The sequence below is a fragment of the Williamsia muralis NBRC 105860 genome (genome assembly GCF_001598915.1).
Classification (GTDB): domain Bacteria; phylum Actinomycetota; class Actinomycetes; order Mycobacteriales; family Mycobacteriaceae; genus Williamsia; species Williamsia muralis.
Genome location: NZ_BDAP01000002.1, coordinates 779,233 through 804,869, shown reverse-complemented (window position 1 = coordinate 804,869; position 25,637 = coordinate 779,233). Strand labels below are relative to the sequence as shown.

General features: G+C 64.9%; 28 protein-coding genes and 1 tRNA gene. 17 read left to right on the top strand and 12 right to left on the bottom strand.

Features of this window, described 5'->3' with window-relative positions; translation table 11 throughout:
* Positions 1 to 9 precede the first annotated feature (9 nt).
* Positions 10 to 1,488, top strand: a complete 1,479-nt coding sequence (locus tag WIMU1_RS10510; protein WP_245968908.1) for a flavin-containing monooxygenase — start codon at positions 10 to 12, stop codon at positions 1,486 to 1,488.
* Here WIMU1_RS10510 and WIMU1_RS10505 read toward each other — a convergent pair.
* Positions 1,470 to 3,056 carry a DHA2 family efflux MFS transporter permease subunit gene (locus WIMU1_RS10505; protein ID WP_062796970.1) on the bottom strand — a complete coding sequence of 529 codons (1,587 nt, stop codon included), beginning with the start codon at positions 3,054 to 3,056 and terminating at the stop codon, positions 1,470 to 1,472. The genes WIMU1_RS10510 and WIMU1_RS10505 overlap by 19 nt on opposite strands.
* 121 nt (positions 3,057 to 3,177) lie before the next feature.
* Here WIMU1_RS10505 and WIMU1_RS10500 point away from each other — a divergent pair, with 121 nt between their 5' ends.
* Positions 3,178 to 3,771 carry a TetR/AcrR family transcriptional regulator gene (locus WIMU1_RS10500; protein ID WP_062796968.1) on the top strand — a complete coding sequence of 198 codons (594 nt, stop codon included), beginning with the start codon at positions 3,178 to 3,180 and terminating at the stop codon, positions 3,769 to 3,771.
* Between the two features lies 1 nt (position 3,772).
* Here the strand turns inward: WIMU1_RS10500 and WIMU1_RS10495 are convergent, their stop codons facing one another.
* On the bottom strand, positions 3,773 to 4,813 hold the full coding sequence (locus WIMU1_RS10495; protein WP_062796966.1) for an Hsp70 family protein: 1,041 nt from the start codon (positions 4,811 to 4,813) through the stop codon (positions 3,773 to 3,775).
* 127 nt (positions 4,814 to 4,940) lie between these two features.
* Positions 4,941 to 5,954, bottom strand: a complete 1,014-nt coding sequence (locus tag WIMU1_RS10490; protein WP_245968907.1) for an alpha/beta hydrolase — start codon at positions 5,952 to 5,954, stop codon at positions 4,941 to 4,943.
* Between the two features lie 83 nt (positions 5,955 to 6,037).
* Here WIMU1_RS10490 and WIMU1_RS10485 point away from each other — a divergent pair, with 83 nt between their 5' ends.
* Positions 6,038 to 6,766 (top strand): MerR family transcriptional regulator, encoded by a 729-nt coding sequence (locus WIMU1_RS10485; protein WP_062796964.1) that lies wholly within the window; start codon positions 6,038 to 6,040, stop codon positions 6,764 to 6,766.
* On the opposite strand, the gene WIMU1_RS10480 is transcribed toward WIMU1_RS10485, so the two are convergent.
* The 3 genes from WIMU1_RS10480 to WIMU1_RS10470 all read right to left on the bottom strand — a co-directional run bounded on the left by WIMU1_RS10480 (position 6,756) and on the right by WIMU1_RS10470 (position 9,241).
* Entirely contained in the window at positions 6,756 to 8,114 is a 1,359-nt protein-coding gene (locus WIMU1_RS10480) for a UDP-glucose dehydrogenase family protein (RefSeq protein WP_062797584.1), read from the bottom strand. The genes WIMU1_RS10485 and WIMU1_RS10480 overlap by 11 nt on opposite strands.
* 71 nt (positions 8,115 to 8,185) lie before the next feature.
* Positions 8,186 to 8,755 (bottom strand): dCTP deaminase, encoded by a 570-nt coding sequence (gene dcd / locus WIMU1_RS10475; RefSeq protein ID WP_062796962.1) that lies wholly within the window; start codon positions 8,753 to 8,755, stop codon positions 8,186 to 8,188.
* A 27-nt stretch (positions 8,756 to 8,782) separates the two neighbouring features.
* Complete coding sequence (locus tag WIMU1_RS10470; protein ID WP_030175809.1) at positions 8,783 to 9,241, bottom strand: carboxymuconolactone decarboxylase family protein; 459 nt, start codon at positions 9,239 to 9,241, stop codon at positions 8,783 to 8,785.
* Between the two features lie 93 nt (positions 9,242 to 9,334).
* Between WIMU1_RS10470 and WIMU1_RS10465 the strand changes: the two genes are divergently transcribed.
* A complete protein-coding gene (locus tag WIMU1_RS10465) occupies positions 9,335 to 10,213 on the top strand; it encodes a sigma-70 family RNA polymerase sigma factor (RefSeq protein ID WP_062796960.1) in 879 nt (292 codons plus the stop codon).
* Here the strand turns inward: WIMU1_RS10465 and WIMU1_RS10460 are convergent.
* Entirely contained in the window at positions 10,210 to 11,577 is a 1,368-nt protein-coding gene (locus tag WIMU1_RS10460; protein WP_120802622.1) for an HNH endonuclease signature motif containing protein, read from the bottom strand. The two genes, WIMU1_RS10465 and WIMU1_RS10460, sit on opposite strands and share 4 nt — an antisense overlap.
* Before the next feature lie 101 nt (positions 11,578 to 11,678).
* On the opposite strand from WIMU1_RS10460, the gene WIMU1_RS10455 reads away from it, so the two are divergent.
* Positions 11,679 to 11,752 (top strand) — tRNA-Gly (locus WIMU1_RS10455).
* Positions 11,753 to 11,776: 24 nt separating this feature from the next.
* Here the strand turns inward: WIMU1_RS10455 and map are convergent.
* Positions 11,777 to 12,565, bottom strand: coding sequence for a type I methionyl aminopeptidase (gene map / locus WIMU1_RS10450; RefSeq protein ID WP_062796957.1), 789 nt, complete (start codon positions 12,563 to 12,565; stop codon positions 11,777 to 11,779).
* 92 nt (positions 12,566 to 12,657) lie between these two features.
* Between map and WIMU1_RS10445 the strand changes: the two genes are divergently transcribed.
* The 5 genes from WIMU1_RS10445 (at position 12,658) to WIMU1_RS10425 (ending at position 16,215) form a co-directional block, all read left to right on the top strand.
* On the top strand, positions 12,658 to 12,924 hold the full coding sequence (locus WIMU1_RS10445) for a helix-turn-helix domain-containing protein (protein ID WP_023960095.1): 267 nt from the start codon (positions 12,658 to 12,660) through the stop codon (positions 12,922 to 12,924).
* Positions 12,925 to 13,093: 169 nt separating this feature from the next.
* Positions 13,094 to 13,801, top strand: coding sequence for a GAF and ANTAR domain-containing protein (locus tag WIMU1_RS10440; RefSeq protein ID WP_062796955.1), 708 nt, complete (start codon positions 13,094 to 13,096; stop codon positions 13,799 to 13,801).
* A gap of 183 nt (positions 13,802 to 13,984) precedes the next feature.
* Positions 13,985 to 14,206 (top strand): hypothetical protein, encoded by a 222-nt coding sequence (locus WIMU1_RS10435; protein ID WP_030175790.1) that lies wholly within the window; start codon positions 13,985 to 13,987, stop codon positions 14,204 to 14,206.
* A 14-nt stretch (positions 14,207 to 14,220) separates the two neighbouring features.
* Positions 14,221 to 14,727, top strand: a complete 507-nt coding sequence (locus WIMU1_RS10430; protein WP_023960101.1) for a hypothetical protein — start codon at positions 14,221 to 14,223, stop codon at positions 14,725 to 14,727.
* Positions 14,728 to 16,215 carry a flavin-containing monooxygenase gene (locus tag WIMU1_RS10425; RefSeq protein WP_062796953.1) on the top strand — a complete coding sequence of 496 codons (1,488 nt, stop codon included), beginning with the start codon at positions 14,728 to 14,730 and terminating at the stop codon, positions 16,213 to 16,215. It abuts the gene before it with no gap.
* Here the strand turns inward: WIMU1_RS10425 and WIMU1_RS10420 are convergent.
* Positions 16,199 to 16,837 (bottom strand): nucleoside/nucleotide kinase family protein, encoded by a 639-nt coding sequence (locus WIMU1_RS10420; protein WP_211339015.1) that lies wholly within the window; start codon positions 16,835 to 16,837, stop codon positions 16,199 to 16,201. The two genes, WIMU1_RS10425 and WIMU1_RS10420, sit on opposite strands and share 17 nt — an antisense overlap.
* 38 nt (positions 16,838 to 16,875) lie before the next feature.
* Here WIMU1_RS10420 and WIMU1_RS10415 point away from each other — a divergent pair, with 38 nt between their 5' ends.
* Together WIMU1_RS10415 and WIMU1_RS10410 are read left to right on the top strand one after the other, a co-directional pair.
* On the top strand, positions 16,876 to 17,526 hold the full coding sequence (locus WIMU1_RS10415; RefSeq protein WP_062796951.1) for a UdgX family uracil-DNA binding protein: 651 nt from the start codon (positions 16,876 to 16,878) through the stop codon (positions 17,524 to 17,526).
* A 118-nt stretch (positions 17,527 to 17,644) separates the two neighbouring features.
* A complete protein-coding gene (locus WIMU1_RS10410; protein WP_062796949.1) occupies positions 17,645 to 18,901 on the top strand; it encodes a glycoside hydrolase family 183 protein in 1,257 nt (418 codons plus the stop codon).
* A 7-nt stretch (positions 18,902 to 18,908) separates the two neighbouring features.
* Here the strand turns inward: WIMU1_RS10410 and WIMU1_RS10405 are convergent, their stop codons facing one another.
* Positions 18,909 to 19,478, bottom strand: a complete 570-nt coding sequence (locus tag WIMU1_RS10405; protein WP_062796947.1) for a DUF4334 domain-containing protein — start codon at positions 19,476 to 19,478, stop codon at positions 18,909 to 18,911.
* A 108-nt stretch (positions 19,479 to 19,586) separates the two neighbouring features.
* Between WIMU1_RS10405 and WIMU1_RS10400 the strand changes: the two genes are divergently transcribed.
* Both WIMU1_RS10400 and WIMU1_RS10395 read left to right on the top strand, forming a co-directional pair.
* Entirely contained in the window at positions 19,587 to 20,432 is an 846-nt protein-coding gene (locus WIMU1_RS10400; protein ID WP_062796945.1) for a hypothetical protein, read from the top strand.
* A 209-nt stretch (positions 20,433 to 20,641) separates the two neighbouring features.
* A complete protein-coding gene (locus WIMU1_RS10395; RefSeq protein ID WP_062796943.1) occupies positions 20,642 to 21,418 on the top strand; it encodes a lytic transglycosylase domain-containing protein in 777 nt (258 codons plus the stop codon).
* Here WIMU1_RS10395 and WIMU1_RS10390 read toward each other — a convergent pair.
* Positions 21,412 to 22,017 (bottom strand): HdeD family acid-resistance protein, encoded by a 606-nt coding sequence (locus WIMU1_RS10390; RefSeq protein ID WP_062796941.1) that lies wholly within the window; start codon positions 22,015 to 22,017, stop codon positions 21,412 to 21,414. The genes WIMU1_RS10395 and WIMU1_RS10390 overlap by 7 nt on opposite strands.
* Before the next feature lie 81 nt (positions 22,018 to 22,098).
* Positions 22,099 to 22,365: a hypothetical protein gene (locus tag WIMU1_RS10385; protein WP_062796939.1), complete on the bottom strand. Its 267-nt coding sequence runs from the start codon at positions 22,363 to 22,365 to the stop codon at positions 22,099 to 22,101.
* A gap of 77 nt (positions 22,366 to 22,442) precedes the next feature.
* Here WIMU1_RS10385 and WIMU1_RS10380 point away from each other — a divergent pair, with 77 nt between their 5' ends.
* The 3 genes from WIMU1_RS10380 to WIMU1_RS10370 are packed head-to-tail and all read left to right on the top strand — an operon-like array spanning position 22,443 to position 25,635.
* Entirely contained in the window at positions 22,443 to 23,588 is a 1,146-nt protein-coding gene (locus tag WIMU1_RS10380; protein WP_062796937.1) for a DUF418 domain-containing protein, read from the top strand.
* Positions 23,589 to 23,647: 59 nt separating this feature from the next.
* A complete protein-coding gene (locus WIMU1_RS10375) occupies positions 23,648 to 24,646 on the top strand; it encodes an MBL fold metallo-hydrolase (protein WP_062796935.1) in 999 nt (332 codons plus the stop codon).
* Positions 24,643 to 25,635 carry a fumarylacetoacetate hydrolase family protein gene (locus WIMU1_RS10370; RefSeq protein WP_062796933.1) on the top strand — a complete coding sequence of 331 codons (993 nt, stop codon included), beginning with the start codon at positions 24,643 to 24,645 and terminating at the stop codon, positions 25,633 to 25,635. The genes WIMU1_RS10375 and WIMU1_RS10370 overlap by 4 nt, the downstream gene beginning before the upstream one ends.
* Positions 25,636 to 25,637 lie beyond the last annotated feature (2 nt).

The window sequence follows — 25,637 nt, the reverse complement described above, 5'->3', positions numbered from 1 at the left end:
GACATCATCGTGCCCGAACCTCAATTCACCGTCGCCATCGTGGGTGCCGGCTTCGGCGGGCTCGCTGCCGGGATCAAGTTGCAAGAGCGCGGAATCGACGACTACGTGATCTTCGACCGCAATGACGACGTCGGTGGCACCTGGCTGGCCAATCAGTATCCCGGTGTCGAGGTGGACATCCCGTCGGTCACCTACTCCTACAAGTTCGCACTCAATCCGGATTGGTCCGCGGTGTTCGCGCCGGGATCGGAACTGCTGCAGTACGCCCGCGACATCGCCGAGCGGTTCGGGATCCGCGAGCACATCCGTTTCGGCACCGCGGTGACCGCAGCCGATTTCGACGAGACCACCGATCTGTGGACCGTCACCACCGCATCCGGCGAGACCGTCACCGCCCGGTTCCTGATCAGTTGCCATGGCGCGCTGTCCACCCCGGCCACCCCCGCGCTGCCCGGCCTCGAGAACTTCTCGGGGAAAGTGCTGCGATCGGCATCCTGGGACCACGACTACGACCTGACCGGCAAGCGGGTCGCCATCATCGGCACCGGAGCCACCGGCATCCAGATCATCCCCACCATCGCACCCGACGTCGAGCATTTGACCGTGGTGCAGCGCACGGCCATCTGGGTGTTGCCCAAACCGAACGCGCCGATCCCCGACCGCCTGCGCGGTGTGTACCGGCTTGCGCCGAAACTGCAGTTGCTGCCGCGTTTTCTGATCGACTCGACGTTCGAGATCGCCGAGACGCTCGGCGTGGTCTACAACAAGCAGTTGCCCGCCATCACTCGGGGAATGGAGAAGCTCTGCCTGCGTCACCTGCGGGGTCAGGTCAAAGACCCAGAGCTGCGCACCAAGCTCACCCCGCACTACGGCTACGCCTGCAAACGTCCGTCGTTCTCCAACGACTACTTCCCCACGTTCAACCGCGACAACGTCGACCTGGAGACGTCGCCGATCACCGAGATCACCGGTAGCGGAATCGTTTTCGCTGATGGCCGACGCCTGGAGATCGATGCGCTCATCCTCGCAACCGGCTTCAAGATCTTCGATCTCCCGTACACCATCCGCGGAGTCGGCGGCCAGGATCTCGGAGACACCTGGGATTCGGAACGTATGCATGCCTACGAGGGCATCACCGTCCCGGACTTCCCCAACCTGTTCCTGGCGCCGGGACCCTACGGCGTGATCGGATTCTCCTGGTTCGACACCATCGAACTCTGCGTCACCCACGCGGTGCGGGTTGTCGCCAAAGCCGTCGAGTCCGGCGCGGGCCGGGTGAGCGCAACCGATGAGCAGACCGAAGAGTTCGTCGAGAAGATGCGCAAGAAGGTGCGCAGCACGGTCTTTGCGAGTCCGCGCTGCGCCGGGTCGAACACCTACTACATCAACGCTCAAGGTGATTCGCCCTACCTCCGGCCGACCAGCCGGGTGGAGTCGATCCTGTCTCTGCGCAAAGCCCTCAAGGACGGCTACGAGTACTCCGCCTGACGCGCATCGTCCTCCACCACCACCGCGGCACCGAGTTGTCTGGTCCGCAGGGTGATCCAGGCGATCGGCGCGGCGAGGCCCGCAGCAACGGCGGCCACCACCACCGAACCGTGCAGCCCGTCCACAAACGCGTCACGGATGACCTCGAGCATCTGCTGACCGCCGGGACCCGGGATGGCCGAGGCGACCTGCACACCGGCCATCACCGATTCCTTGGACGCGGCAAGGGCTTCCGGGGGTAGACCGCTGCCATCGAGCTTGTCACCGATCCCCGAGGTGTAGATGGACGACAGCACCGAGCCGAGCACGGCAACCCCTAGGGTGCCGCCGATCTCACGCGTCACGTCGTTGACCGCCGAGCCCGCGCCTGCTTGCTGCGGTGCAAGGGAATTGGTGATGATGTTGGTGGCCGGCCCCTGTACCAGGGCGAGGCCCGCCGCCATCAGGCTCATCGACCAGATGATCAGCCCCCAGTAGGAGGCGTCTTTGCCTGCAAGGAGAACCAGCGCGAACCCTGCGGCCATCGTCAATGATCCCAGTGCCGCAACCCGCCCGGGCCCCAGCTTGCGGGCGAACACCATGGCGAGCGGTGAGAATGCGGCCATCACGATCGCGAACGGCAGGGTGCGCAGCCCGGCCTCCAGCGGGCCGTAGCCCTTGACGGCCTGGAAGTACTGGGTGATCAGGAAGATGAACCCGAACAGGCTGAAGAATGCGACCGCGATCAGCCCCGAGGCCACGGCGAACGGCCGGTTGTTGAACAGGCGCACGTCCAGGATCGGATGGCGCGAGCACAGTTCGATGTACACGAATCCGATCAAAAACGCTGCCGCACCGATGAATCCACCGATGGTCTGCAGCGATCCCCAACCATGATTCGGTCCCTCGATCAGCGTGTAGACCAGTAGGGTCACACCGACGATGGAGGTCGCTGCGCCGGCGAGGTCGAAAGGACCCGGCTGGGCTTTGCCGCCGCTGGGCACCGCGAGGTAGACACCAACGAGCACTGCTGCGGCGATCGGCAGATTGACCCAGAACACCGACGACCACGAGTAGTGCTCGAGCAGCCAACCTCCGAGCACGGGACCGATGGCCACGGCGATACCGGTGGTGCCGGCCCAGATGCCGACCGCGATGGCCCGCTCCTTGAGATCGGGGAAGATCCCGATCAGGATGGCCAGAGTGGCCGGAAAGACCAGTGAGGCAAACAATCCGAGCCCTGCACGCGTGGCGATGAGCTGTCCGAGCGAGCTCGATTCGGCAGCGAGCACCGACACTGCCGCGAATCCGAGGATTCCTATGACCAGTACCTTGCGGCGGCCGAATCGGTCGGCGAAATGGCCTGCGGTGAGCAGTAACCCGGCAAAGGTGAGGGTGTAGGCGTCCACCACCCACTGCAGTCCCGAGTTGCTCGCGCCGAGGTCCCGACTGATGGTCGGCAGCGCGACGTTGACGATGGTGTTGTCGATCATCACCAGGAGCACGGCGCCACAGAGGGCGACCAGGCCCCACCAGCGATTGCGCGACCGGGCGGCGGTCTTGGGTTCGACCAGCTCTGTCTTTCTCATCGACTCTCTCCTGAAGTAGGATGCTGTTCTAGTGTTGTAGTACATTGTTCTATCCAAGAAGAACAGCGTGCTACTGCGATGTCAAGAGGGATCATGCAAGTGGTGTGAAAGGATCGACGACGTGGCATCGAAATCGCCAAGGACGGCATCACGGACCCCTGCCGGAGATGTCCGAGGGTTGCTCCTCAATGCCGCCCTGCGCGTACTGGACACCCACGGCGTGCGCGGCCTGACGGTGCGCGCGGTGGCGTCAGAGGCCAAGGTCGCTCCGATGGGTGTCTACAACCACTTCGACGGCAAGGATGGTCTGATCAATGCCCTTGTCACGGAGGGATTTTCGCAACTTCGAAAGATGATCAGCAGCGTTGTCGACTCCGACGCCGACGTCCGGTTGAACCGCGCCGGTCACACCTATCGCGCCTTCGCACACAAGTCACCGACGCTTTACCGGCTCATGTTCTCCGGCCAGTGCGCGCCCGAAGGCGAAGTCGGAGAAGCAGCCCTCGGTGCGCTCACCGAAATCGTTCGTTACGGACAGGCCGCGGGCACCATCCGGGCCGGGGAGCCAATGGACCTCACGCTGCAGATCTGGTCCTGTGTGCACGGCGCCGTGAGTCTGGAGCTCGATGGAGCCGGTCCTCCCGACACCACCAACCACTGGGAATTCATCTACGCACAGACCCTCGATCTGATCAGCCGAGGCGTCGCACCCTGACTCAGGGCAGCAGAATCGGAGGCAACCCCGGGATGGGGTTGGGGATCGTATTCGGCGCAGGCCGTGCCGGTCGCCGTGTTGTCGTCGGCGGAGGAGGCGGCGGTGGTGCTGTGTAGCGCATCACCGGGGCGAGCGCGGCTTCGGTGTTGATCGGCGGCAGGGGCGGCGGGGTCGGGGCCGATGACGCGGTCGTGGGCGATTGCGCGGGGCCAGGGGTTGCCGACACCGTTGTGCTCGTCTCCGGGGTGCGTAGATACCGCTGAGACTGCGGTTGACCGGTGTCTTCGCTCCACGGCGCGACCACCAGGGTGGCGCCGCCGACAACAATCAGGCCGGCCATCAGCGCCGCACCGATCAGCACAAGCCGGTTCTGGCGCCGGTTGTCCACGGGCGGTGGCGCCGGTTCGGGTTCCTGCACGAGCTGGGGTTCCGATTCCGATTCGACGACCGGTGCCGGCCGCGCATGCCGTCCCGGTACCGCCAGGGGTACGTCCGCATGCATCGCCAGGACGGGCAGATCGTGCAGTCCGGTGGTCAATGCCGCTTGCAGACCAGGCCAGATCACGTGATCGGGCATCAGGACCACCGCCGTGACCGGGGCAGGCGAGCCGGCGGCAATCGATCGTGCCACGCTGACCGCGCGCGCCACCGCGGGAGCCAGGGCATCGTCGAGGTCGGTCCGGGTCACCCGCAGCATGCCGACGTACTCGTGGCCCATCACGAACGTCCCGTCCGAACGGCTGAGCGCCGAGCGGGCCTTGGTCATGAGGTCGAGCAGTTCACGCGCCCACTCGGCGTTCTCGGGCATCGGGGCCTTGCCGGTGCGAACCAGGTAGTCGGCCACCGAGCGGTCGAAAGCCCTTCCCTGCAGGTCATGGTCGTCGAGCTGCATCAGGCATTGTCCGGTGGCGGAGTCGACCGCGGCACCACGCAGACCGCCGTCGTCGAGATCGATCAGGGCAAACGCCGGTCCGACCTGGCCGGATGCCGAGTGGAGGAGGTCACGAACCGTGCGCAGAAGCGATTGGTCGAGCCAGATCACTGCTCCCGACCTCCTCGTCGTCATTCACCAGTAGCAACCATGTGATGGCCATTCTGCACGGGACTGTCCTGTATGTCTTGTTCAGCCGCCCCCGGCGGGCAGTCATAGGTGAGATACCAGCACCCAGTCAGTCGTCGATGCCGACCCGAACCACAGGTCGGTGGGTGCTGTTGGCCGGCACCGTGCGCCGCTGTGTCACCGGCGTCCTGGTGATGAATGTGGCCGCATCGCGCAGTGCCAGTCGCGCTTCGGGGACGAGGCGGGCAAAGGCCTGGAACACGTGGAGCTGCCCCGGCCAGATCTGCAGATGGCAGTCGGCGCCGGCAACCCGCAGCATTCGTGCCATCTCCTCGGCGTCGCCGCGCAGCATCTCGAACCCCCCTGCCTGGATCATGAATGGCGGCAGGTGTTTTGATTCGTCGAGCTCCAGGCGCAGCCGTGGTAGATCGGCCGGTTGCTCCGCGGTGTAGAGGCTCACCAATCTCTTCGCCGCGGCCGCGGAGATGATCGGGTCCGGACGGGTCCGTTCCTGGCGTGCGGCCAGATCGAGTGTCAGGTCGAGCAGCGGGGAGAACAAGACCACCGCGCGCGGTTGTGGCCGACCAGCCCGCTCGTTCTCGGCCACCAGGTCGAGAGCCAGATGTCCACCGGCGGAGTCCCCCGCTATGACGATGTCGCTTGCGTCGTAACCCTGCCGCATGAGCCACTCGTAGGCGGCGGCCACGTCATCGGCAGCGGCCGGATAGACGTGTTCCGGGGCGAGGCGGTACTCGACCGAGAACGCAGGCAGGCGGGAGTAGCGGGCCAGCCGGGACACCAGCGCGCGGTGTGTGCGGGTGGAGCAGATGGCGTACCCACTGCCGTGCAGGTAGAGGATCACCTGCTGTCCGCGGATCTGGCGCGGTCGAACCCACTCACCGACCACGCCGCCGTTGTGCACACGCGCGACGCTGACCCCCTGTGGTGAGTCGCCCGCCATCATGGACGCCGCAACCACCGCCCTGGTGAACGCGACGCCCGCGCGGTTGTCGGGAATGACCTCGGCAAGAGGCCGAAGGACCGTGGACGCAGCCTTCACCAGCGCCTGCGACCTACGAGACGGTTGCAGCACCGGCCCCAGCAGCGACGTGTTCTGTTGCACTTGCTGAGTGTCACCGTCAATTGTGCCATTTGTCAATGTCACGTTTAGAACTGGCAGTTACATCACCGGTTTAGAATCTCGGGGTGACCGAGTACCGGATCGACGACCTCGCACGCGCCGCGGGAACCACCACGCGCAATGTGCGTGGGTATCAGGACCGTGGGCTGCTGCCCCGCCCCACGCGTCGCGGACGGATCGCGATCTACACCGACACCCATCTTGCCCGGCTCAAGGTGATCAACGATCTGCTGCACCGCGGCTTCACTATCCGGCACATCGCCGACTTCCTCCTGGGTGTGCAACGCGGCGACGACCTCGTCGACGTCCTCGGGATCCGGGAAGTAGTCACCGAACCGTGGTCGAAGGCGCGATCGGAAACCATCTCGGCCGAGGCCCTCAAGTCATTGCTGAACTCCCGCAACCCGTCTCACTACAAGAGGCTTGAAGACTTCGGCCTGATCGAGGCCGACGGTGACGACTACGTGTTGCGCGACCGCGAGACCGTATACGCCTTCGGACGGCTCACCAAACTGGGTTTGACGCTGTCGAAAATCCTAGACGTGCACGGCAAGGTCGAGAAGGAGATGGCCGCTGTCGCCTCCACCCTCATCTCAGCCGGCCGCGACGTGGTCGAATCCGAACGCGGTGAGGGCTGGGTTCCCTCGGAGGGTTCCGAAAGCGACTGGGCCGCAGAGTTGATCGGCGAGATGCGCCGCACCGCGACCATCTCAGCTCACAGCGCCCTCGACCGTGCCCTGGACCGCGATCTCGCCCACCAGCTCGACGACTACCTCCGCAAGGCTACGGACTGACCAGTTCTGCGACTCCGGTGTTCGTGTTGCCGCCGAGCGCGTGATACTGCCATCCAGCTGCGATCCACTGGCCCGCGTTCAGGCAGCGCCTGCCGTCGACGATGGTGGTCTTGCGCACCACGGGTGCGAGCTCGTCGGGCTCCATGTGCACGAACTCGGCCCATTCGGTGAGGACGAGCACGGCGTCGGCGTGTTCGCAGGCCTCACGCGCGGAGGCGGCGTAGGTGAGCGTCGGGAACAACCTGCGCGAGTTGTCGATTGCCTTGGGGTCGAACACATTTACGGTGGCACCCTGCAACTGCAGTTGACCCGCGACGTTCAGCGCAGGTGAGTCGCGCACGTCGTCGCTCTCCGGTTTGAATGCCGCGCCGAGAACGGCGATGTTGGCACCCAGCAGACTGCCACCACACACTTTTGTTGTCAGTTCCACCATGGCTGTGCGGCGACGCATGTTGATCGAATCGACCTCGCGTAGGAAGGTCAGCGCCTGGTCGGCGCCGAGTTCGCCGGCCCGAGCCATGAATGCCCGGATGTCTTTCGGCAGGCAGCCGCCTCCGAAACCCAGTCCGGCGTTGAGGAATCGGCGGCCGATGCGATTGTCGTACCCGATGGCGTCGGCCAGCATCGACACGTCGGCCCCGCTCGCCTCACACACCTCGCTGATGGCGTTGATGAATGAGATCTTGGTTGCGAGAAAGGCGTTCGCCGAGACCTTGACCAATTCGGCGGTCGCCAGATCGGTGTGCAGGAAAGGAATCTCCTCGGCGAGCAGGTCTGCGTAGAGTTCGCGCACCAGCTTCTCGGCATGGCTGCCGGCATTGGCGCGATCTGTGCCCAGCACGATGCGGTCGGGGTGCAGGGTGTCCTGGATCGCGAAACCCTCGCGCAGGAACTCGGGGTTCCAGGCGACCTCGATCTTGGTCGATTCGTGCGCTCCCGCGGTGGCGCGGCGTTGCAGATCGGCGGCGGTTCCCACGGGCACCGTGGATTTCCCGATGATGAGGTGCTCGCCCCGGAGCCGCGGCGCGAGCTCGTCGACCATGCTGTAGACGTGTCGGAGGTCGGCGGCGTACTCCCCCTTCTTCTGGGGCGTTCCGACCCCGAGGAAGTGGATGGCCGCGAAGTTCGCCGCTTCGTCGTAGTCGGTGGTGAAGCGCAGACGCCCGTTGTCGATGTTGCGGCGCAGGACCTCGACCAGTCCGGGTTCGTAGAAGGGCAGTTCGCCGGCGACGAGCGTCGCGATCTTCGCTTCGTCCACATCCACGCCGAGGACTTCGTGCCCGAGTTCGGCCATACATGCTGCGTGAGTGGCACCGAGATAGCCACAACCGAAAACTGTCACCTTCATACGCTTGGTCATACCCATCTGCGTACGGTTTATGTCTGTCGCGCCGGGGTGGTTCAGGTGACGTTCAGAGGTCACTCGTGCGAAAAGTTCAGGTAGGCCTTCGACGGGGTCGGTCCGCGTTGCCCCTGGTACTTGGAGCCGACCGAGGCACTCCCGTAGGGGAACTCTGCCGGGCTGGACAGCTTGATGAGGCACAGCTGACCGATTTTCATGCCAGGCCAGAGGGTGATCGGCAGGTTGGCGACGTTCGACAGCTCCAACGTGATGTGACCGGTGAAGCCCGGGTCGATGAACCCGGCGGTCGAGTGGGTCAGCAGTCCGAGGCGGCCGAGCGACGACTTGCCCTCGAGGCGGCCCGCGAGGTCGTCGGGCAGGGTGCAGACCTCCAGCGTTGAGCCGAGGACGAACTCGCCGGGGTGCAGGACAAACGGTTCCCCTTCTTCACGCTCGACCAGCGTGGTCAGGTCGTCCTGGCGTTGGGCGGGGTCGATGTGGGTGTACCGGGTGTTGTTGAACACCCGGAACAGGCCATCGAGCCGGACGTCGATGCTGGAGGGTTGCACCAGCACGGGGTCGAAGGGCTCGATGGCCAGGCAGCCATCAGCGATCTGGGCGCGGATGTCGCGGTCGGAGAGCAGCACACGAAGAGGTTAGCTGCCAGGGTGCGCTCACCAGGTGGTGCCTGCTGGTTCCTGAATCGTCACGTTGATGCGGTTGAAGAAGTTCGTGGTGGCGATCAGCAAGATGATCGCCGACAGTTCCTTCTCGTCGAAGTTGTCGGCAGCTTCGTCCCAGACGGTGTCGGGTACTGCGTGGCCGCGGGAGTCGGCCAGGCGGGTGGCGTACTCGGCGAGGTTGAGCGCGGCGCGTTCGGGTTCGGTGAAGAAGGGCGATTCGCGCCAGACGGCCACGGTGGAGATGCGGTCGTCGCTTTCCTCCTCCGCCTTCAGGTTTTTGGCGTGGGCGTGAACGCAGGCGGCGCAGCCGTTGATCTGGCTGACCCGCAGTGCGAGGATTTCGCGGAGTGAGGCCGACAGACCGCCTTGGTCCATTGCTCCGAACAGGTGTGGGATGGCCTTGGTTGCCTGCGGCAGAACGGTGGCGGGGTTGGTCATGCGTGCGGTCATTGCGGACTCCTTCATCGGGCGGCGAGGTTGTGTCACATCGGCCGTGTCGGGCGGTTCATAGCTCTGACACGACGGAGAAGGGGAATGTGACCGATGGAGACAAACGATTTTCTGCTCACCGAGTTCGAGGCGAATCGCGGGCATTTGCGAGCGGTGGCCTACCGGATGCTGGGTTCGCTCAGCGAGGCCGAGGATGCTGTTCAGGAGACCTGGCTGAAGGTGGCCGGTGCCGACACCGATGAGATCTCGAACATCGGGGGCTGGTTCACCACGATCACGTCGCGGGTGTGTTTGAACATGTTGCGGTCGAGGCGGACTCGCCAGGAGGAGCCACTGGCGATCGCCCATGTTCCCGACCCGATCCTGGCTCCGCTCGATGCGCCCGACGATCCGGAGGGCCAGGCGGTGCTGGCCGATTCGGTGAGTGTTGCGTTGTTGGTGGTGTTGGAGACGCTGAGCCCGAGTGAGCGTCTGGCGTTTGTTCTGCATGATCTGTTCGCGATGCCATTCGATGAGGTGGCGCCGATTGTGGGCAAGACGCCGGCGGCTGCTCGCAAGTTGGCCAGTCGTGCGCGTTCTCGGGTGCAGGGGGCGACGCCGCGGTCGCAGGGTCTGGCGGAGCAGCGGCGGGTGGTGGAGGCTTTCACGGCTGCGGCTCGGGGTGGCGACCTGGAGGCGCTGATGGCTGTGCTGGATCCGAACATCGTCATCCGTACCGACGTGGCCGCGGACCGCGCACCTGTTGAGGTGCTCGGCGCCGAGGCTGCGGCCCGGGGCGCGATCACGTTCCAGCGGTTCACCGAGCGGACGCAGATGGTGCGCATGAACGGCGGCATCGGCGTGCTGGCCTTCTCCGGCGACACGGTGTCGTCGGTTGCCGCGTTCACGGTGTCCGATGGTCGTGTGGTGGCGATGAACATCGTGGCCGATCCATTGCGGTTGGCGCAGCTCGATTTCTCGGGCGTCATCTAGCGGACCGCAGCTTTGGTCATGACCCGTTGTCCGGCGCGGGTGCTGAACCAGATCGTCCGGTTGTTGTGCAGGACCACCTGGATGATCCCGCGGGTCTTCATGTCGTGATGCTCCTTGCACAGGCATTCGAGGTTCGCCTCGATGGTCCATCCACCGGCCGACGGGTTGGCATGGTTGAACGGGACGATGTGGTCGAGTTCGCACTTGTCTGCGGGCACGACGCAGCCCGGGTAGCGGCAGTGCCCGTCCAGGGCGCGGATCATCCGGGCGAGCTTCGAGCCGGGCCGGTATCGCAGGGCGCCGGGTGGCGGCGTACTCCACCCGCCGTGGCCTTCGGGGGTCGCCGACGCTTTGATCGGCGGTGACGGGCCGATGTGTCTCTCCCCCAGAATGATTCGATTGCCACCGTCAACCGAGTTCATCAAGGCGGCCGTGAGGTCTTCGCTGGTGATCGGCGCTTCACCGGCAGTGTTGATCAGGTGGAGAACCGCTGCGAGCGCCTTCTCTCCGATCGTCACCAGGCCCTTCCACCGCGATCGGCCCGCCAACGACCGCGACTGTTCACAACCCAGCGGTCCGTATCCGAGCAGGTAGCCGGGGTTCGTCGACAACCCCAACACTGTCGGCAGATCAACCACCAACTCGGTCCATGCACGTTTGGGGTGCTCGGCGGGAGAAGGGGCTGAGGCCGCTGCCGGCATCTCGTCGCCGGTAGCCGCATTCGCATCGGCGATGGCACCAAGCACCGCATCCACCTGCGCGGCACGATCATCGGGCGCCATCTCCTCCAGCTGAGCCTTTGCCCGGATTGCTTCCTCGGCCGTGCACGCGGTGATCAGGCTGGCCAAGCCACCTGCACGTCGGCGCACCACCACCCTCCGCGCCGGATCGACGAGGTCACCATCGTCCTCTGCGTCCGGCTCGAACGGCATCAGATGCCGATCCAGTTCCTCGGCGAACGAGTTGTCGCCCAACAGTATTGCGTCTTCGGCGAGTACACCATCCAGATCCATGAGTACATCTCGATAGCCGCGCGAAGCGCGGTAATAGATCGCCTTGAGCTTCTCGATGCTCAGTTCGCCACAGGTAAATGCGTCCGCCAGCGACGGCAGGTGGTCGAGCAATCGCCGGCACCGCAGCAGATGGTCAGCCTGCCCGGTGGTGCATCGCCAGGCGACCGCGATCTCGCACGCGGCCGCCCGAGTGCCGTTCTCGTCGTCGTTACTGGAGACGTACCGGTAGTACGTCAGGCCGTCATCCAGCCGCTGAGCCCACGCACGATTCACCTCGCGAATCCCAGATTGCACCCGCGACAACAACTCTGACGCCTCAGCGTCCATCGTGGTGGCCCCCGCCCAACTCATGATTCGATCATACGTTCGAGGTCTGACAATCCGTCAGACCGAGCGCTGACCACCACTGCCGGGCATGCCTGTTAACATCGCTCTCGCGGCCAACGCCGCACGCCGATGTAGTTCAATGGCAGAACGGCAGCTTCCCAAGCTGCATACGCGGGTTCGATTCCCGTCATCGGCTCCACCGAGCGGCAAGCGCCCCCTCGCTCTACTTCGCAGACGCCCTGTCCCGACCCAGACTCGTCAGGATCACCGGCCCATCGTCGGTCACGGCAATCGTGTGTTCACTGTGAGCGGTGCGCGACCCATCGGCCGAACGAATGGTCCAGCCGTCTTTGTCGTAGACGATCTTGTCGGTGCCCTGCGCCAGCCAGGGTTCGAGGGCGAGGGTAAGGCCGGGCTTCAGCTTGAGACCCCGTCCTGCCCGTCCCACATTCGATACATGCGGGTCTTCATGCATGGTGCGCCCGAGGCCGTGCCCACCGAACTCGGTGTTCACGAGATATCCGAAATCTGTTGCCACGCCGCCGATTGCTGCTGAGATGTCCCCCAGACGGTTGCCGGTGACCGAAGCGGCGATTCCTGCTGCCAGAGCCGTTTCGGTGGCTTCGATGAGCCGCTCGTCCTCGGGACGCGGAGTACCGACGATCAGGCTCCGCGCCGAATCGGCAACCCACCCGTCGATTGACACCGCGATGTCCATGCTCAGCAGATCGCCGTCGCGCAGCACGTAGTCATGCGGTAACCCATGCAGCACAGCATCATTGACCGACAAGCAGATGACGTTGCGGAACGGCCCGCGACCGAACGACGGCGAGTAGTCCCAGTAACAAGACGTGGCGCCGCGCTCGTCGATCAGGTGACGGGCACGGTGCTCGAGATCAAGGAGGTTCACCCCCGGGGCTGCGCGCCCGGCGAGGTCGTCGAGCAGTTCGGCGATGAACAACCCGGTGACATGCATCGCCTCGATCTCCCGTGGCGTCTTCAGTTCCAGCACGAATATCCCTTTCGCAAACCCAAGTCCGGTATTTAAATACCAGCGTAGCCGTCGAACCGGTATTTTCATACCGCGCCAGGTAGACTCGCTGCATGGTTCGCCTCCCGTTGACTCCTGCACAAGTCGCCACCGGCCAGCGCCTGGGCGCATACCTGCGCCAGGCCAGAGGCGAGCGCACTCTCATCGACGTTGCACAAGAAGCGGCCATATCGCCGGAAACACTCCGCAAGATCGAGACCGGCCGGATGCCGACACCGGCGTTCACCACCATCGCCGCACTGGCCCGGGTACTGGCCCTACCCCTCGACGATCTGGCGAACATCTGTCTCGTACGCGAGGACCTTCAGAAAAGCGGCTGAGCACCAACTTCATCCCCGACAGCGTCAACCGAGGGAAATATGCCCTCGAGGCACGCCCACGGGGACGATGTTGGTGAAGTCGCGATCGCGGTCACGGAGTAGCCGACAGGACTACAGTTTGTTCCATATCGTGCATCTTGCTCGGTGGCAAGCGGATGGAGCTCAAGCAATGAGCACCGAGAACAACGATGCATACAAGCGGATAGCCGAACTGGCCCGCGACATGAGCGAGCATCTGCCCAACGATTCAGCGACCGCTCTCGGTGAGCTCATCCACAACGCCGTGGACCACATCCCGGGTGCAAGCTATGCCGGGATCACGGTGGTCTCCAGGCAGAACAGAGACGTCGCGACGCCGGCGGCCACCCACGAGGTCCCCCGGACACTCGACGCCCTGCAGCAGAAGCACCGCGAGGGGCCTTGCTTCGACGCGGCCGTGGAACACGACAGCTACTACATCAGCAACCTGTACGGCGAGAAACGATGGCCCAGGTTCTGCGCGGACGCCATCGAGCAGACGCCGATCCAATCGATCGCAGCGTTCCAACTCTTCACCACGCGAGACGCAGTCGGCGCCCTCAATCTGTACTCAGAGATCCCTGGCGCGTTCGACCAAGAATCACGGGATCTCGGGTACATCTTCGCCGCACACGCCGCGACGGTCTGGGGCGCCTTGCAACGGGGCGAACAGTTCCGCAGCGCGCTGGCCAGCCGCGACACCATCGGGCAGGCCAAAGGCATGATCATGGAGCGCTACAGCGTCAACGCGATCCAGGCATTCGATCTGTTACGCAAGCTGTCTCAGGAATCGAACATCCGTCTTTACGACATCGCACGGCAGTTGGTCGAGAACGACCATCCATCCGGCGCCCGCTAGTTCGGACGTGAAGAACCACATGAGGCGGCGCCCCCGCCATATGTTGTGAAACCGGGGGCGCCTGATCAACGACGCCTCCGCGGTGACACCGTTGCCTTGCCTCCGACTACCCAGCGCGATGGATCGATAACCTATTCGGCGATCCGCCGGAACAGGTGCACGCTCTGTGGAACCATCGTGGACATGACTTTGCATCCAGAAATCACAGCTCTCATCGAAGAGGCGGAACGGACGCGGCAGCGTGCGCTCGACCACGGGAGTACCGAACTGGCCGATCAGACACAACGCTTCATCGATGACCTGCGCGAGAAGGGCAACGCCCTGTCCGAGCCCGACGCCGAGGCGAATCAGGTACTCGAGGAAGCCAAGAGCAACCTCGCCCGACTGTCGGACGAGGGAAAGTAGAGCGGCAACGCGCAGTGAGACTCGATGAGTTCCGGCGCATCGTGCAGGCCTCCGACCCCGACGACTGGTACGTGATCAAACACCAGGGCCCGAGCTATCACGATTGGCTCGCCGGGACCGTCTCGAAAGACGGTTACCGCCTCGAAGTCAACACCCACTACGCCACGGCGTCGTACAAGCCCGACATCAGCCTCACGGTGGGCTGGGGCATGAGCCTGGACTTCGAACACCACGGCGAACGCGCGCACGACCGCACATATGAATGGTCGAAGGTGTTGTCGGACAGCCGGGTTCGTCTCGCCTTCGCAGACTTCTTCTGGTGCGGCGCTCTCGTCGACCGGTTCACCTACGTGGTGGCCGATGGTGGCCGGGCCGTGCTGCCCTGGGCAGTGGAGATCCAAGGTCTCAAGACCACGCAGTGGGAACACGACACCGCGAAGCTGCTGCATCACCTCGGTGACCACATCGAGGGTTTCGAAGAGTACTTTCGCAAGGTGGGTTTCCAGATAGATGGCACGTAGATGCGCGGTGGGGTGAGCAATCCCCGCGTCGTGGTGATCGGTGCGGGCATGTCCGGACTCGCGATGGGAGTCAAGCTCAAGGCAGCCGGTTTCGACGACTTCACCATCCTGGAAAAGGGCAGCGACGTTGGTGGGGTGTGGTTTTGGAACCGCTACCCAGGGCTGGCGTGCGACGTGCCGTCGCTGCTGTATCGCTATTCGTTCCAGAACAAGACCGACTGGCCGAAGGTCTTCTCGGCGCGAGCCGACATTCACCGCTACCACCGCGACGTCGCCGACACCCACGACCTCTGGCCGCACATACGGCTCGACACCGCGGTCACCGGCGCCTGCTTCCGCGACGGTCGATGGCACGTCGACACCGCTGCCGGCGACCGGCTCACCGCCGACTTCGTCGTTGCCGCCACCGGCGTTCTGCATCATCCGAATACACCCGACATCCCCGGTCTCGACGACTTCACCGGCAAGGTGGTGCACACCGCACGGTGGGACCCCGACCTCGAGACCGACAGCAAGCGGGTCGCCGTCGTCGGCGGCGGGTCCACCGGCGTGCAGATCACCGGTGCGTTGGCCCCCACGGTTCGATCGCTCGCGGTCTTCCAGCGCACACCTCAGTGGGTGTTGTGGGCGCCCACCACAGCGCGGCAGCCGAAGTTCTTGACGGCCTTGTTCAACCGGTTTCCGTCCGCCGCGCAGGCCTCGTATCGGGCTTCCGTGCGGGCCAGTGCACTGTTCACCGACCTCACCATCCATCCGGGGTTCAAACGCACCGCCGTCCAGACCTACGCGCGGCTCTGCCTGTACCTGATCCGCGACAGGGAACTCCGCGAACGCCTTCGGCCCGACTATCAGCCGTTGTGCAAACGGCAGGTGTTGTCGGGCACTTACTTTCGCGCCATCTCACGCCCCAACGTAGAGGTGATCACCGATCGGATCGATCATGTCGACCCCACCGGCATCGTCACTGTCGACGGGAGGCATCACGATCTCGACGTGATCGTTCTGGCCACCGGATTCCGAGCCCACAACTACATGCGGCCGATGTCGGTAACCGGCCGCGACGGCATCACCATCGATCAAGCCTGGGACTCGGGCCCACATGCGTTCGCGATGACAAGCATTCCCGGCTTCCCGAACTTCTTCACCATCCTCGGACCCAACAGTCCGGTGGGCAGTATCCACCTGCAGACGGCCGCGGAATTGACGTGCGACCACATCGTGGCGTGGGTCGAAAAGCATGCCCGCGGTGAGATGGCCACCGTCGAGGTGACCACCTCGGCCACCGAACGATTCAACGTCGAGGTGCGCAAGGCGCTGGAACCGACGGTGTGGAACACCGGGTGCCAGAGCTGGTACTTCAAGGAGGACGGCAGTGTCGATCTGTGGCCGTTCGATCTGGCCACCCTCAAGAGTTATCTCGGTAACCCGGACATGGCGGACTACTCGCTGACCCGTCCCCGCGCCCGATCGCTCACAGAGAGCGACTGAACGCGAGCACGTCGATCGTCTGATCCGCGGCGTCCCGGGTCCCTCGGATGAACTGCGCGTTGGTCTCATCCGGCCCGAGTGCCCACCGCCTCGCGTGCTCCCGGGTCTTCCCGAAACGTATGTGCCGCTTGATGAGTCGTTCCACCCGGACGTCCGCGGGTGTGTCGAGATACCAGATCTCGTCGACGAGTTCGCGAAGCCGGCTCCACGGTTCGTCCTTCGCCAGCAGGTAGTTGCCCTCGGTGATGATCACCGGCGTCTCGCTGGGGATGGCGATGGCCCCGGCGATGGCTTCCTCGATGTCGCGGACGTAGTCGGGCGCGTAGACCACGGACTCGGCCCGTGCCCGCAGGCGCTGCACGAGGTTGACGAAGCCGTGTGCGTCGAAGGTGTCGATTGCGCCTTTCCGGTCGGCGCGTCCGAGACGCTGCAGTTCGTTGTTCGCCAGATGGAAACCGTCCATCGGCACAGTGACCGCCGCTGCATCCAGCCGCTCGATCAGCGCCTGGGAAACGGTGCTCTTACCGCTGCCCGGCTCCCCGACCACACCGATGATGATCCGGTCACGCCCTTCACGCAGACGCGCCACATGAGCCAGCAGGTCTGCGATGTCGGCGATCACGACGTGTTCCTTCCGATTGATGTGGGTATTCGGCTGCGGTGAAAGCGCCAGGTGCTCAGGAGTTCGTCCCAGACACCCACGACCTGAAGGTACTAGCGGACGCCGCACGCGGCTGTCGCGGATGCGACCTCTATCAGGACGCCGATCAAACCGTGTTCGGTGCCGGATCGGCCCGGGCCCGCATCATGTTCGTCGGCGAGCAACCCGGGGATCAGGAAGACCGGGCGGGCGCACCTTTTGTGGGTCCGGCAGGCAAGTTGCTCGACAAGGCGCTGGCCGCAGCGGACATCGACCGGACGACCACCTACGTCACCAATGCGGTGAAGCACTTCAAGTTCACCCGCGCCGACGGTGGCAAACGACGTATCCACAAGAAGCCGGGACGAACCGAGATCGTCGCCTGCACACCGTGGCTCACGGCCGAGATAGAGGCCGTGCGGCCCGAGGTAGTGGTCTGCCTCGGTGCCACGGCCGCTCAAACGTTGCTGGGCACCAGCTTTCGGCTCACCGAGCACCGCGGCAAGGTGTTCGATCTGGGTGCCGACGGTGCACTCCCGGGTGTCACCGCGACGACGCGTGTTGTCGCCACCATCCACCCGTCCGCGCTGTTGCGGGGGCCATCCGAGGACCGCGCACAAGGTTTTGATGCGCTGGTCTCAGACCTGAGGGTGGCCGCCGAGCTGATCTGACGGCTCGGGCGAATCGTTGCGGAAGCGAGACGCGACTTCGGGTGGACGTGTGGAACAGTGAGTCTTCGTGACCACATCAGTCACTTACGTCACTTCAGTTACACCTAGGAGCAGCCACATGCCCACCCTCCGCTCGGCAACGATCGGGTCGATCGTGGTGGCGCTCACCGCAGCCGCGACAGTGGCGCTGGCTGCGCCGGCAACTGCGGCACCGTGCGGGAACCAAGGTGGGAACGGTTCGAGCCTGATCCCGGGGATCGGTGACTTCGGCAGCAGCAGCGGAACGGGGAACGTCGACGCCGGGCCGCAGGGACCGCTCCCGACCATCGTCGGTGGCAACACGCAGGCCGTCTCCTGGGTCACCGGCCCTCGCAGCGACAACCGCACCCTCGACCGCTTCGGCATCTCCGGCACCGACCTCGGGATCAGCTGGGACAACGGGTCAGGACAGACGCTGATGGCCTTCGGTGACACCTTCGGCGATTGCGGTGCCGCAGGTCAGGAATGGCGGCACAACGTGCTCCTGCGTTCGGACGATGTCAACCTCGCCGACGGGATCTCGGTCCCGGACCCCGCACCCGGCAACCGGCGGTCGGGTTCGGTTGTCACCGCCGAACGACCGCGCTTCTCGCAGCAGATCATCGATGCCCTTGACCTGCCCGCCGTGGAGATCACGACGATCCCGACCGCTGCGATGTCGGTCGGGGACACGCAATACATCAACTACATGTCCGTCCGCGCGTGGGGAAACCCCGGTCGCTGGGACACCAACTACTCGGCGATCGCGGTCTCGCGGGACAACGGCCAGACCTGGGCTCCCGAACTCGGGACCGTCCGGGTGAACTCCGGGGTCACCATCGAGGGTGTCGAACAACTCCACGCAGACAACAGCAAGTTCCAGATGGGCGCCTACCTGCGCGGCAACGACGGTTTCATCTACCAGTACGGCACTCCCAACGGCCGCTACGGAGCTGTGTACCTGGCCCGGGTGAAGGCCGCCGACATCCTCGACCTGACGAAGTACGAGTACTACTCCAACAATCCGGCCGATCACTGGCCGGACACCATGGGTGATCTGAAGGCGATCGCTCCCGCACCCGTCAGCGAGATGTCGGTGGCATGGAACGAACACCTGAAGAAGTACGTGATGCTGCACGGCATCGAATCGCAGGGGCGGCTGGTGCTCCGCACCGCTGATCAACCCGAAGGACCCTGGAGCGGCGCGAAGACCCTTCTCAACCTCGCGCAGACCACAGGTGGCATCTACGCGCCGTATATCCACCCGGCGTCCGATGGCCGGTATCTCTACTTCACGGCCTCACGCTGGTCGGACTACAACGTGATGCTGCTCAGAACCGATCTCGACCAGCTCTGAGGTCCACTCAGCGGCGGTTCGCGCGGACAGGCAGCGAATCGTCTCGGCGTAGCGAGAAGAAGTAGGGCTTGGCCGAGCCACGCAGGTCCATCAGCCCGAGCACCGTGTCGTCCGAGACGCGACGGAAGATGTCGTTGATCGGCTGTGCGTCATAGACCATCGTGGCGGTGTCGACACCGCGGTACTGCGTGGTCCGCAACCTGGCCTTCGGTTTCTTGGTCTGCAACAACGGGCGTGCGGCGTTCACCAGCCCGCCGAGTGAGCGGTTCTCCAGCGACGGCAACGGCGCGTTGAGAAGCACGCCCACCGGGAGGCGCTTGGGGTCCAGCGCCCACAGAGCCCTGCCGTCCGCGGTCGGGAACAACAACGGGTGCACGGTCTCCCCGTCGACGAACTGCTTGCCCCACCAGCCACTGGCGACGAGCATGCCGTCCATCGGATGACCGGTCTGCAGTTCCGCGCCGCGCCAGGTGCCGATCATGAACTCTGTCTCGACGGGCTCGGCCGCGTCGAACACCGCGAGGGCCTCCTCGGTTGTCGCGCGCTCGTCCCTGACCATCTGCTCCGCTACCGACATGGACCTCAAGGTAGCGAATCGGAGAGTAATTCGTGCCGGCAGTGGGAACAACTGACATCAGTAGCCTGGAAGTACTGCAGTTGGTTCGTCACGATCGAGAGGCCCCCGATGGAATTCATCCTGTTGATCGCGGTGATCGTTGTGGTGATCGGCATCGTCGCACTCGCCCGCAACCAGGGCTCGACTCGTCGTCGGGCCGACGAAGCCATTCTTGCCGACGCGAAAGCCGATGCGAGACAAGCGATCGAGCGGCTCGGCGGCCAGGTCTTCAACCTCGTCGGCTCCAATGAACCGGCCAAGTCCGCTCTTGCCGACGCATCCGAACGTTTCAACGCGGCCGGGTCCCAGATCGAGCAGGCGACCACACCCAAGCAAGCCGAGCTCGCCAAACAGACTGCGCTGGAAGGCCTTTACTACGTACGTGCCGCCCGGATCGCGATGGACATGGACCCGGGACCCGAGATCGGCACGCTGGCGGGCCAGAAGAGTTCGGGTGAAGTCAGCGAGAAGCGGGAGATCGAGTACGAAGGTCGCCGGGTTGCCGCGTCACCCCAGCCGTCGGACCAGACACCGAACTACTTCCCCGGCGGACGCGTCGCCGGCCGACCCGTCCCCGCCGGCTGGTATTCCGAGCCGTGGTGGAAGCCGGCCCTGGTCGCCGGTGCTTGGGGCCTGGGATCGGTGCTGCTGTTCAATGCCATGTTCAGCGGCATGGCCGGCGTCGGATACGACGCCCAGGCCTTCGAGGGCGGTTATGGCGACGGGTACCAAGACGGCCTCGACGCAGGTGACGGCGGTACCGACCCCGGCGACCCAGGCGACTCCGGCGATGCGGGTACCGACTACAGCGCGTCCGGGGACGACTTCGGCGGTGACAACTTCGGCGGCGGCGACTACGGCAACAGCGACTTCGGGGGCGGCGACTTCGGCGGCGGGGACTTCGGCGGCTTCTGACCGACCGCGGTTCGGCAAGTACGTCCGACCGATCGTATGGCGAGGATCACAAACTTCGATTTGCTAACGGCTTACCTGCGAAGACCCGGGCTCACGCCCCGGCGTCACGGCCAATTGGTCACGGATCGATAACGGTTAACGCCGTGTTTCGGGTACCGTCGGCGCGGTCGTAAAAGGCCTAGACAAAGGCCGTATCAGGAGGTCCCCGATTGGGTAAGCATTCAGCGCCGAAGAGAAAGTCGCGTTCACCTTTCGCTCTGGCAGCTCTCGTACCCATCGGATTGGTCACCGCAGCAGCAACCGCCGAGGCCGATCACCAGCTGACCGACACCACCAAGCAGGTGGCCGACACCCGTCAGGCCCCGCAGTCGTCGACGCCGGCTCCCGCTCCCGCTCCGGTGGTCGAGCCGGTTGCCCAAGTTGCCGCGCCTGCGCCCGCACCGGCACCGGCCCCCGAGGTCGTGCCCGCAAGCGTCACCAGTGGTCAGATCCCCCGGGTCAACTACGAGGCCTATTTTGCAGCCGGGTCGAAGCTGGCGCAGGAACTACCGGGTTGCGGTATCTCCTGGCAGCTGATCGCCGGAATCGGACGGGTCGAGTCGACCCACGCGAACAACGGCAAGGCCGGCGACAACGGCGAGCTCCTCGCGCCCATCCTCGGCCCGGTACTCGACGGCAGCCTGGCCGGGAACAACGTCATCCACGACACCGATGGCGGTCAACTCGACGGCGACCCCAACTACGACCGCGCGGTCGGGCCGATGCAGTTCCTTCCCGAGACCTGGAAAAGGTACGCAGCGGACGGCAACGGCGACGGCGTGATCGATCCCCAGAACCTGTTCGATGCCGCCCTGACCACCGGCCGTTACCTGTGCGACGGCGGACTCGATCTCCGTGATCCCGAGCAGCAGGTCGCCGCAGTGCTCAGGTACAACAACTCGATGGAATACGTGTCCGACGTGCGGGGCTGGGCAGCGGGCTACTGAGCCTGGCTCGGGGTCTGGGCCGCTCGCGGCAGTGTCAACAGCGTCACCACGCTGACCACGACGAGCAGGATCGCACCCACGATGAGGAACGTCGCGATCGCGGCGCCCGGCAGGAACAGCACGATGATGCCTGCGACCACCGAGAACACACCTGACCCGATCAGGAACCACTTCGGCGCGTAGTGCGCACCCGCCAGACCGGCCGCAATTTCCTGCGCTCCCTGGAAGATCCAGCCCACACCGATCACGATGGCCAGCAGCACCAGCGACTCACCGGGGTTGAACAGGCAGATGATGCCCGCAATCAGGACGATCGCGCCCATGATGCCGAAGAACACCCTCATCGAGGTCGGCAGCAGCTTGGCCGAAAACGCCACGGTCAGCCGGTACACGCCGGTGAAGATGAGCGTGATCCCGAACAGCAGGGCGACAACCAGCAACGTCGGTTCCGGCCACACCAGCGCCACGATCCCGACGATGATGCCGATGATGGCGCTCGCAATCAGCCCCGCCCGCACGGCGTTGCGGAGTTGATCGGGAAAGGACTGAGGGACAAAGGCGTTGGTGCGGGGCGACGTGGGGCCCGTGGCGTTGGTCATGGGGAGAACTTACAACTCCGGCGCGTCCCGGCGCAGGTGTCCGCATCCACATGCGAAACAACGCAGACTTTCTCCGCCGATTCAGCCCATCGAGCGCGCAAACGCGTCGATCTGTTCCTTGGCCTCCGAGAGACTGACCCCGGTCCGCTGATGCCAGAGCTTCAGAGCCAGTGGCATCTTCCCCGCCTTGATTGCGTCGGCGATCTCAGGGGGAATGTTCTCGGCGGTCGGAGCCGCTGGTGCCGGCGGCCCGGCCAGGCCCAGCCTGCGGTACAGGTCGTCGATCAGTTCACCCTGTCGCTGCACCTGCCGCCTGAGGTCGGCAATGTCCTGCGCGTCGCTACTCATGACAGCGGACGCTAACAGTGGCCCAGGTCGGTGTCCACGGAAAACCACGGGCACGCGTAGTAAGTGAAGATGATTGGATGACGGCCAATCGATCGGCGCGCATACCTGGCGTCGACATCGCGCGGGCCCTGGCGGTACTGGGCATGTTCGCAGCGCACATCCTCGACCTCGGCGATCTGCGGTGGACGCAACCGGAGACGTGGGGTTCGGTGGTCAACGGCCACTCGGCCGTCACCTTCGCGGTGTTGGCCGGGGTCTCGATCGCCCTGGTGACCGGCGGCACCGCCCCTTTCGGCGCCGAACAGCTTGTGGTCGCGCGCCATCAGCTCCTGGTTCGGGCGTGTTGCATCTTCTTGCTGGGCGGATTGCTCCAGATGCTGGGCACCCCGGTCCTGACCATCCTGGTGATGTACAGCTTCCTGTTTGTCATCTCGCTGCCGCTGCTGCGGGTTTCGCCGCCCACGCTGTTCGTCGCGGCCGGTGTGGTGGCGGTGGTCATGCCGTTTCTGGTGCCGCTCATCCACGCCGCACTCGGGGCGTGGGGATCTCCGTTCAACGCGCTGACCGACATCCTCATCAGCGGCGGATACCCGGGGCTGATCTGGGCGGCCTATCTGCTTCTGGGACTGGGCATCGGACGGTTGGACCTCCGGTCGCCGATGGTCGCCCGGCGACTTGCCGGCTTCGGTGCCGGCATCGCCGTGGCCTCCTACCTGCTCTCCGCGGCATTGTCGGGTTTCGACGACGGAACGCACCAAACGCCGTCCCAGTTCTACGCACCCTCAGAGAACCCGGGTGAAGGCTTCCTGTGGGAATGGGCCGACCTGCAGGCGATGCTGGGCGCCGAACCACATTCGGGCACCCCGTTCGACGTGTTCGGTTCGGCGGGGATCAGCATGCTGGTCATCGGGCTGTGCCTGTTGCTCTGCCGACGGCCCGGACGGTTCAGTTTCCCGCTGCGCGCCACCGGGTCCATGGTGCTCACCGTGTACAGCGCGCACATCGTGGGCATCTTCGTCCTGTGCCAGTTCTCCGAGCGCGGTCGCGACGGCGTGTACCCGTGGCAGGGGCTGCTCACCTGGATCGTCTTCGTACTGGTCGCGGTCGCATTCTCGACCATATGGATTGCCCGGTACGGTCGCGGTCCGGTGGAAGGTCTCATCTCATCGATCGCCCGGCGGAGCTCGGGTAGTCGCCGAGTACCAGCGCGATCCGGGGTCTGATCGGTACAGTCGAGTCATTGCACTGCCGCCTCCACCACCGCCTCTCGCAAGGACCACCGATGCCAGTTCGGCAAGACAGCCTCACCCAGATCGACGGTGGCACTTATGCTTTCATGCATCTCCCCGGCGGCTGGGGCCAGACCAACACGGGCCTGGTGGTGGGCGACGATGCGTCGATGGTGATCGACACGGTCTGGGACACCTCACGCGCGGAGTCGATCGCGCAGGCCTGGCCGGATCTGGTCGGATCGGCGGCCATCACAGAGGCAGTCAACACCCATTCCGACGGTGACCACTGGTGGGGAAACGACACGTTGCCGGCGTCGGCGCGCATCACCACCTCGGCGTCGGCTCTACACGCCATGAAGGAAGACACCCCACCCGCGGCGGTGGCGCGATTCTCGAAGCTCGGGTCGGTGGCGTCGGCGCTGCCCGGGCCGGCCGGAGCACTGGGTTCCTACATGAGCCGGGTCACCGGAGGAGCATCGCTTCCCACCCGGGTACCCCGGCTCCCGGATCACACATTCACCGACACCGACACCATCACCGTCGGGGGACGCACCGTGTTGCTGCGGGATCTGGGTCCCGCCCACACGCCCGGTGACGTCATCGCACATGTGCCCGATTCAGGGGTGGTGTTCACGGGCGACCTGCTGTTCATCGGGGCCACACCGGTGATTTGGCATGGCCCACTGAGCAATTGGCAAGACGCTCTTGACCATCTGCTCGGTCTGGACGCGGCGACGTACGTTCCCGGCCACGGCCCCATCTGCGGGCGTACCGAGATCGAGCTGCTCCGCGACTACTGGTCGTGGCTCGATCGAGAGGGGCGTGCTCAGTTCGACGCGGGCCGGTCCCCCATCCAGGCCGCGCGAACGCTCATGACCAGCAGCGACTTTCGACCGTATGCGCACTGGGACTCCCCGGAGCGCATCGTCCTGAACCTCAGCACCCTCTACCGGCTGTGGAAGGGCGAGGCACCAGCTCCACCCACCTTCGGGCGCCGCGCCCGCGCCTTCGCGGATGCCGGGAAATTGTTACGCGAACGCAGCCGATGAAGATCCGCCGTCTCACCGAGTCCGCGTCGCTTGCCATCTTGCATGAGCCCACCGAGACGTGGATCAGCCTGCGGGCCGCGCTCGATTCCCGCGGCCGACTCGACGAGCTGTCCCACCTGCCTGCAAATCTGCTCGCCCTGCTGGCGACCGGCGAACGGTCTCGGGCCACCGTCATCGACATCGTCGACCGTGCCGCACGCAAGGGGGTCGGCGTGGCCGTCGACCCAGCGCCGTCGATCCCGTATTACCCGAGTTCGCTGCGATGTTTCCTCGGCTGGGAGGAACACTGGACCAAGGCCGCCCACGGTCTGGTGCAACGCAACCTGCCCGCGACCCGCCCCCTGATCCGCGGCTATGAACGGTTGACACACAGGGTGTTTCCGCCGCTGCGACCCAATTCCGCTTTCTACGACCATCCCGTCTACTACACCGGCAACCACCTCACGGTGATCGGTGATGGTGAACCGATGCCGTGGCCGGCATACAGCAGCGAGCTCGACTTCGAGCTGGAGTTCGGCATGATCATCGCCCACCCGGTGCGCGACGCCACCCCGGAGAAGGCTGCGGCAGCCATCGGGGGGTTCGTGGTGTTCAACGACTTCAGTGCGCGTGACGTGCAGTGGGACGAGCAACGTCGCGGCGTCTTCGGACCCGTCGTGAAGACCAAGACATTCGGTAGTTCCATCGGGTCCGTGGTGGTCACGGCCGACGAGGTGCTGTCCGAGATCGACCAGCTCGAGGCGACCGTGCGGGTGAACGGCGAGGTGTGGTCGTCCACCAGTACCCACGGATTGCGTTACAGCCCAGGCGAAGTGGTCGCCTACGCAAGTCAGTCAGAGAATCTGCACTCGGGTGAGCTGATCACATCGGGCACCCTGCCGATGGGGTGCGGCCTGGAATTGGACCGCTGGATCGCGCCGGGCGACGAGGTCACCCTCACCATCGACCGCATCGGTTCGGTCACCAACACGGTGTCAGAACCTGCCTGAGC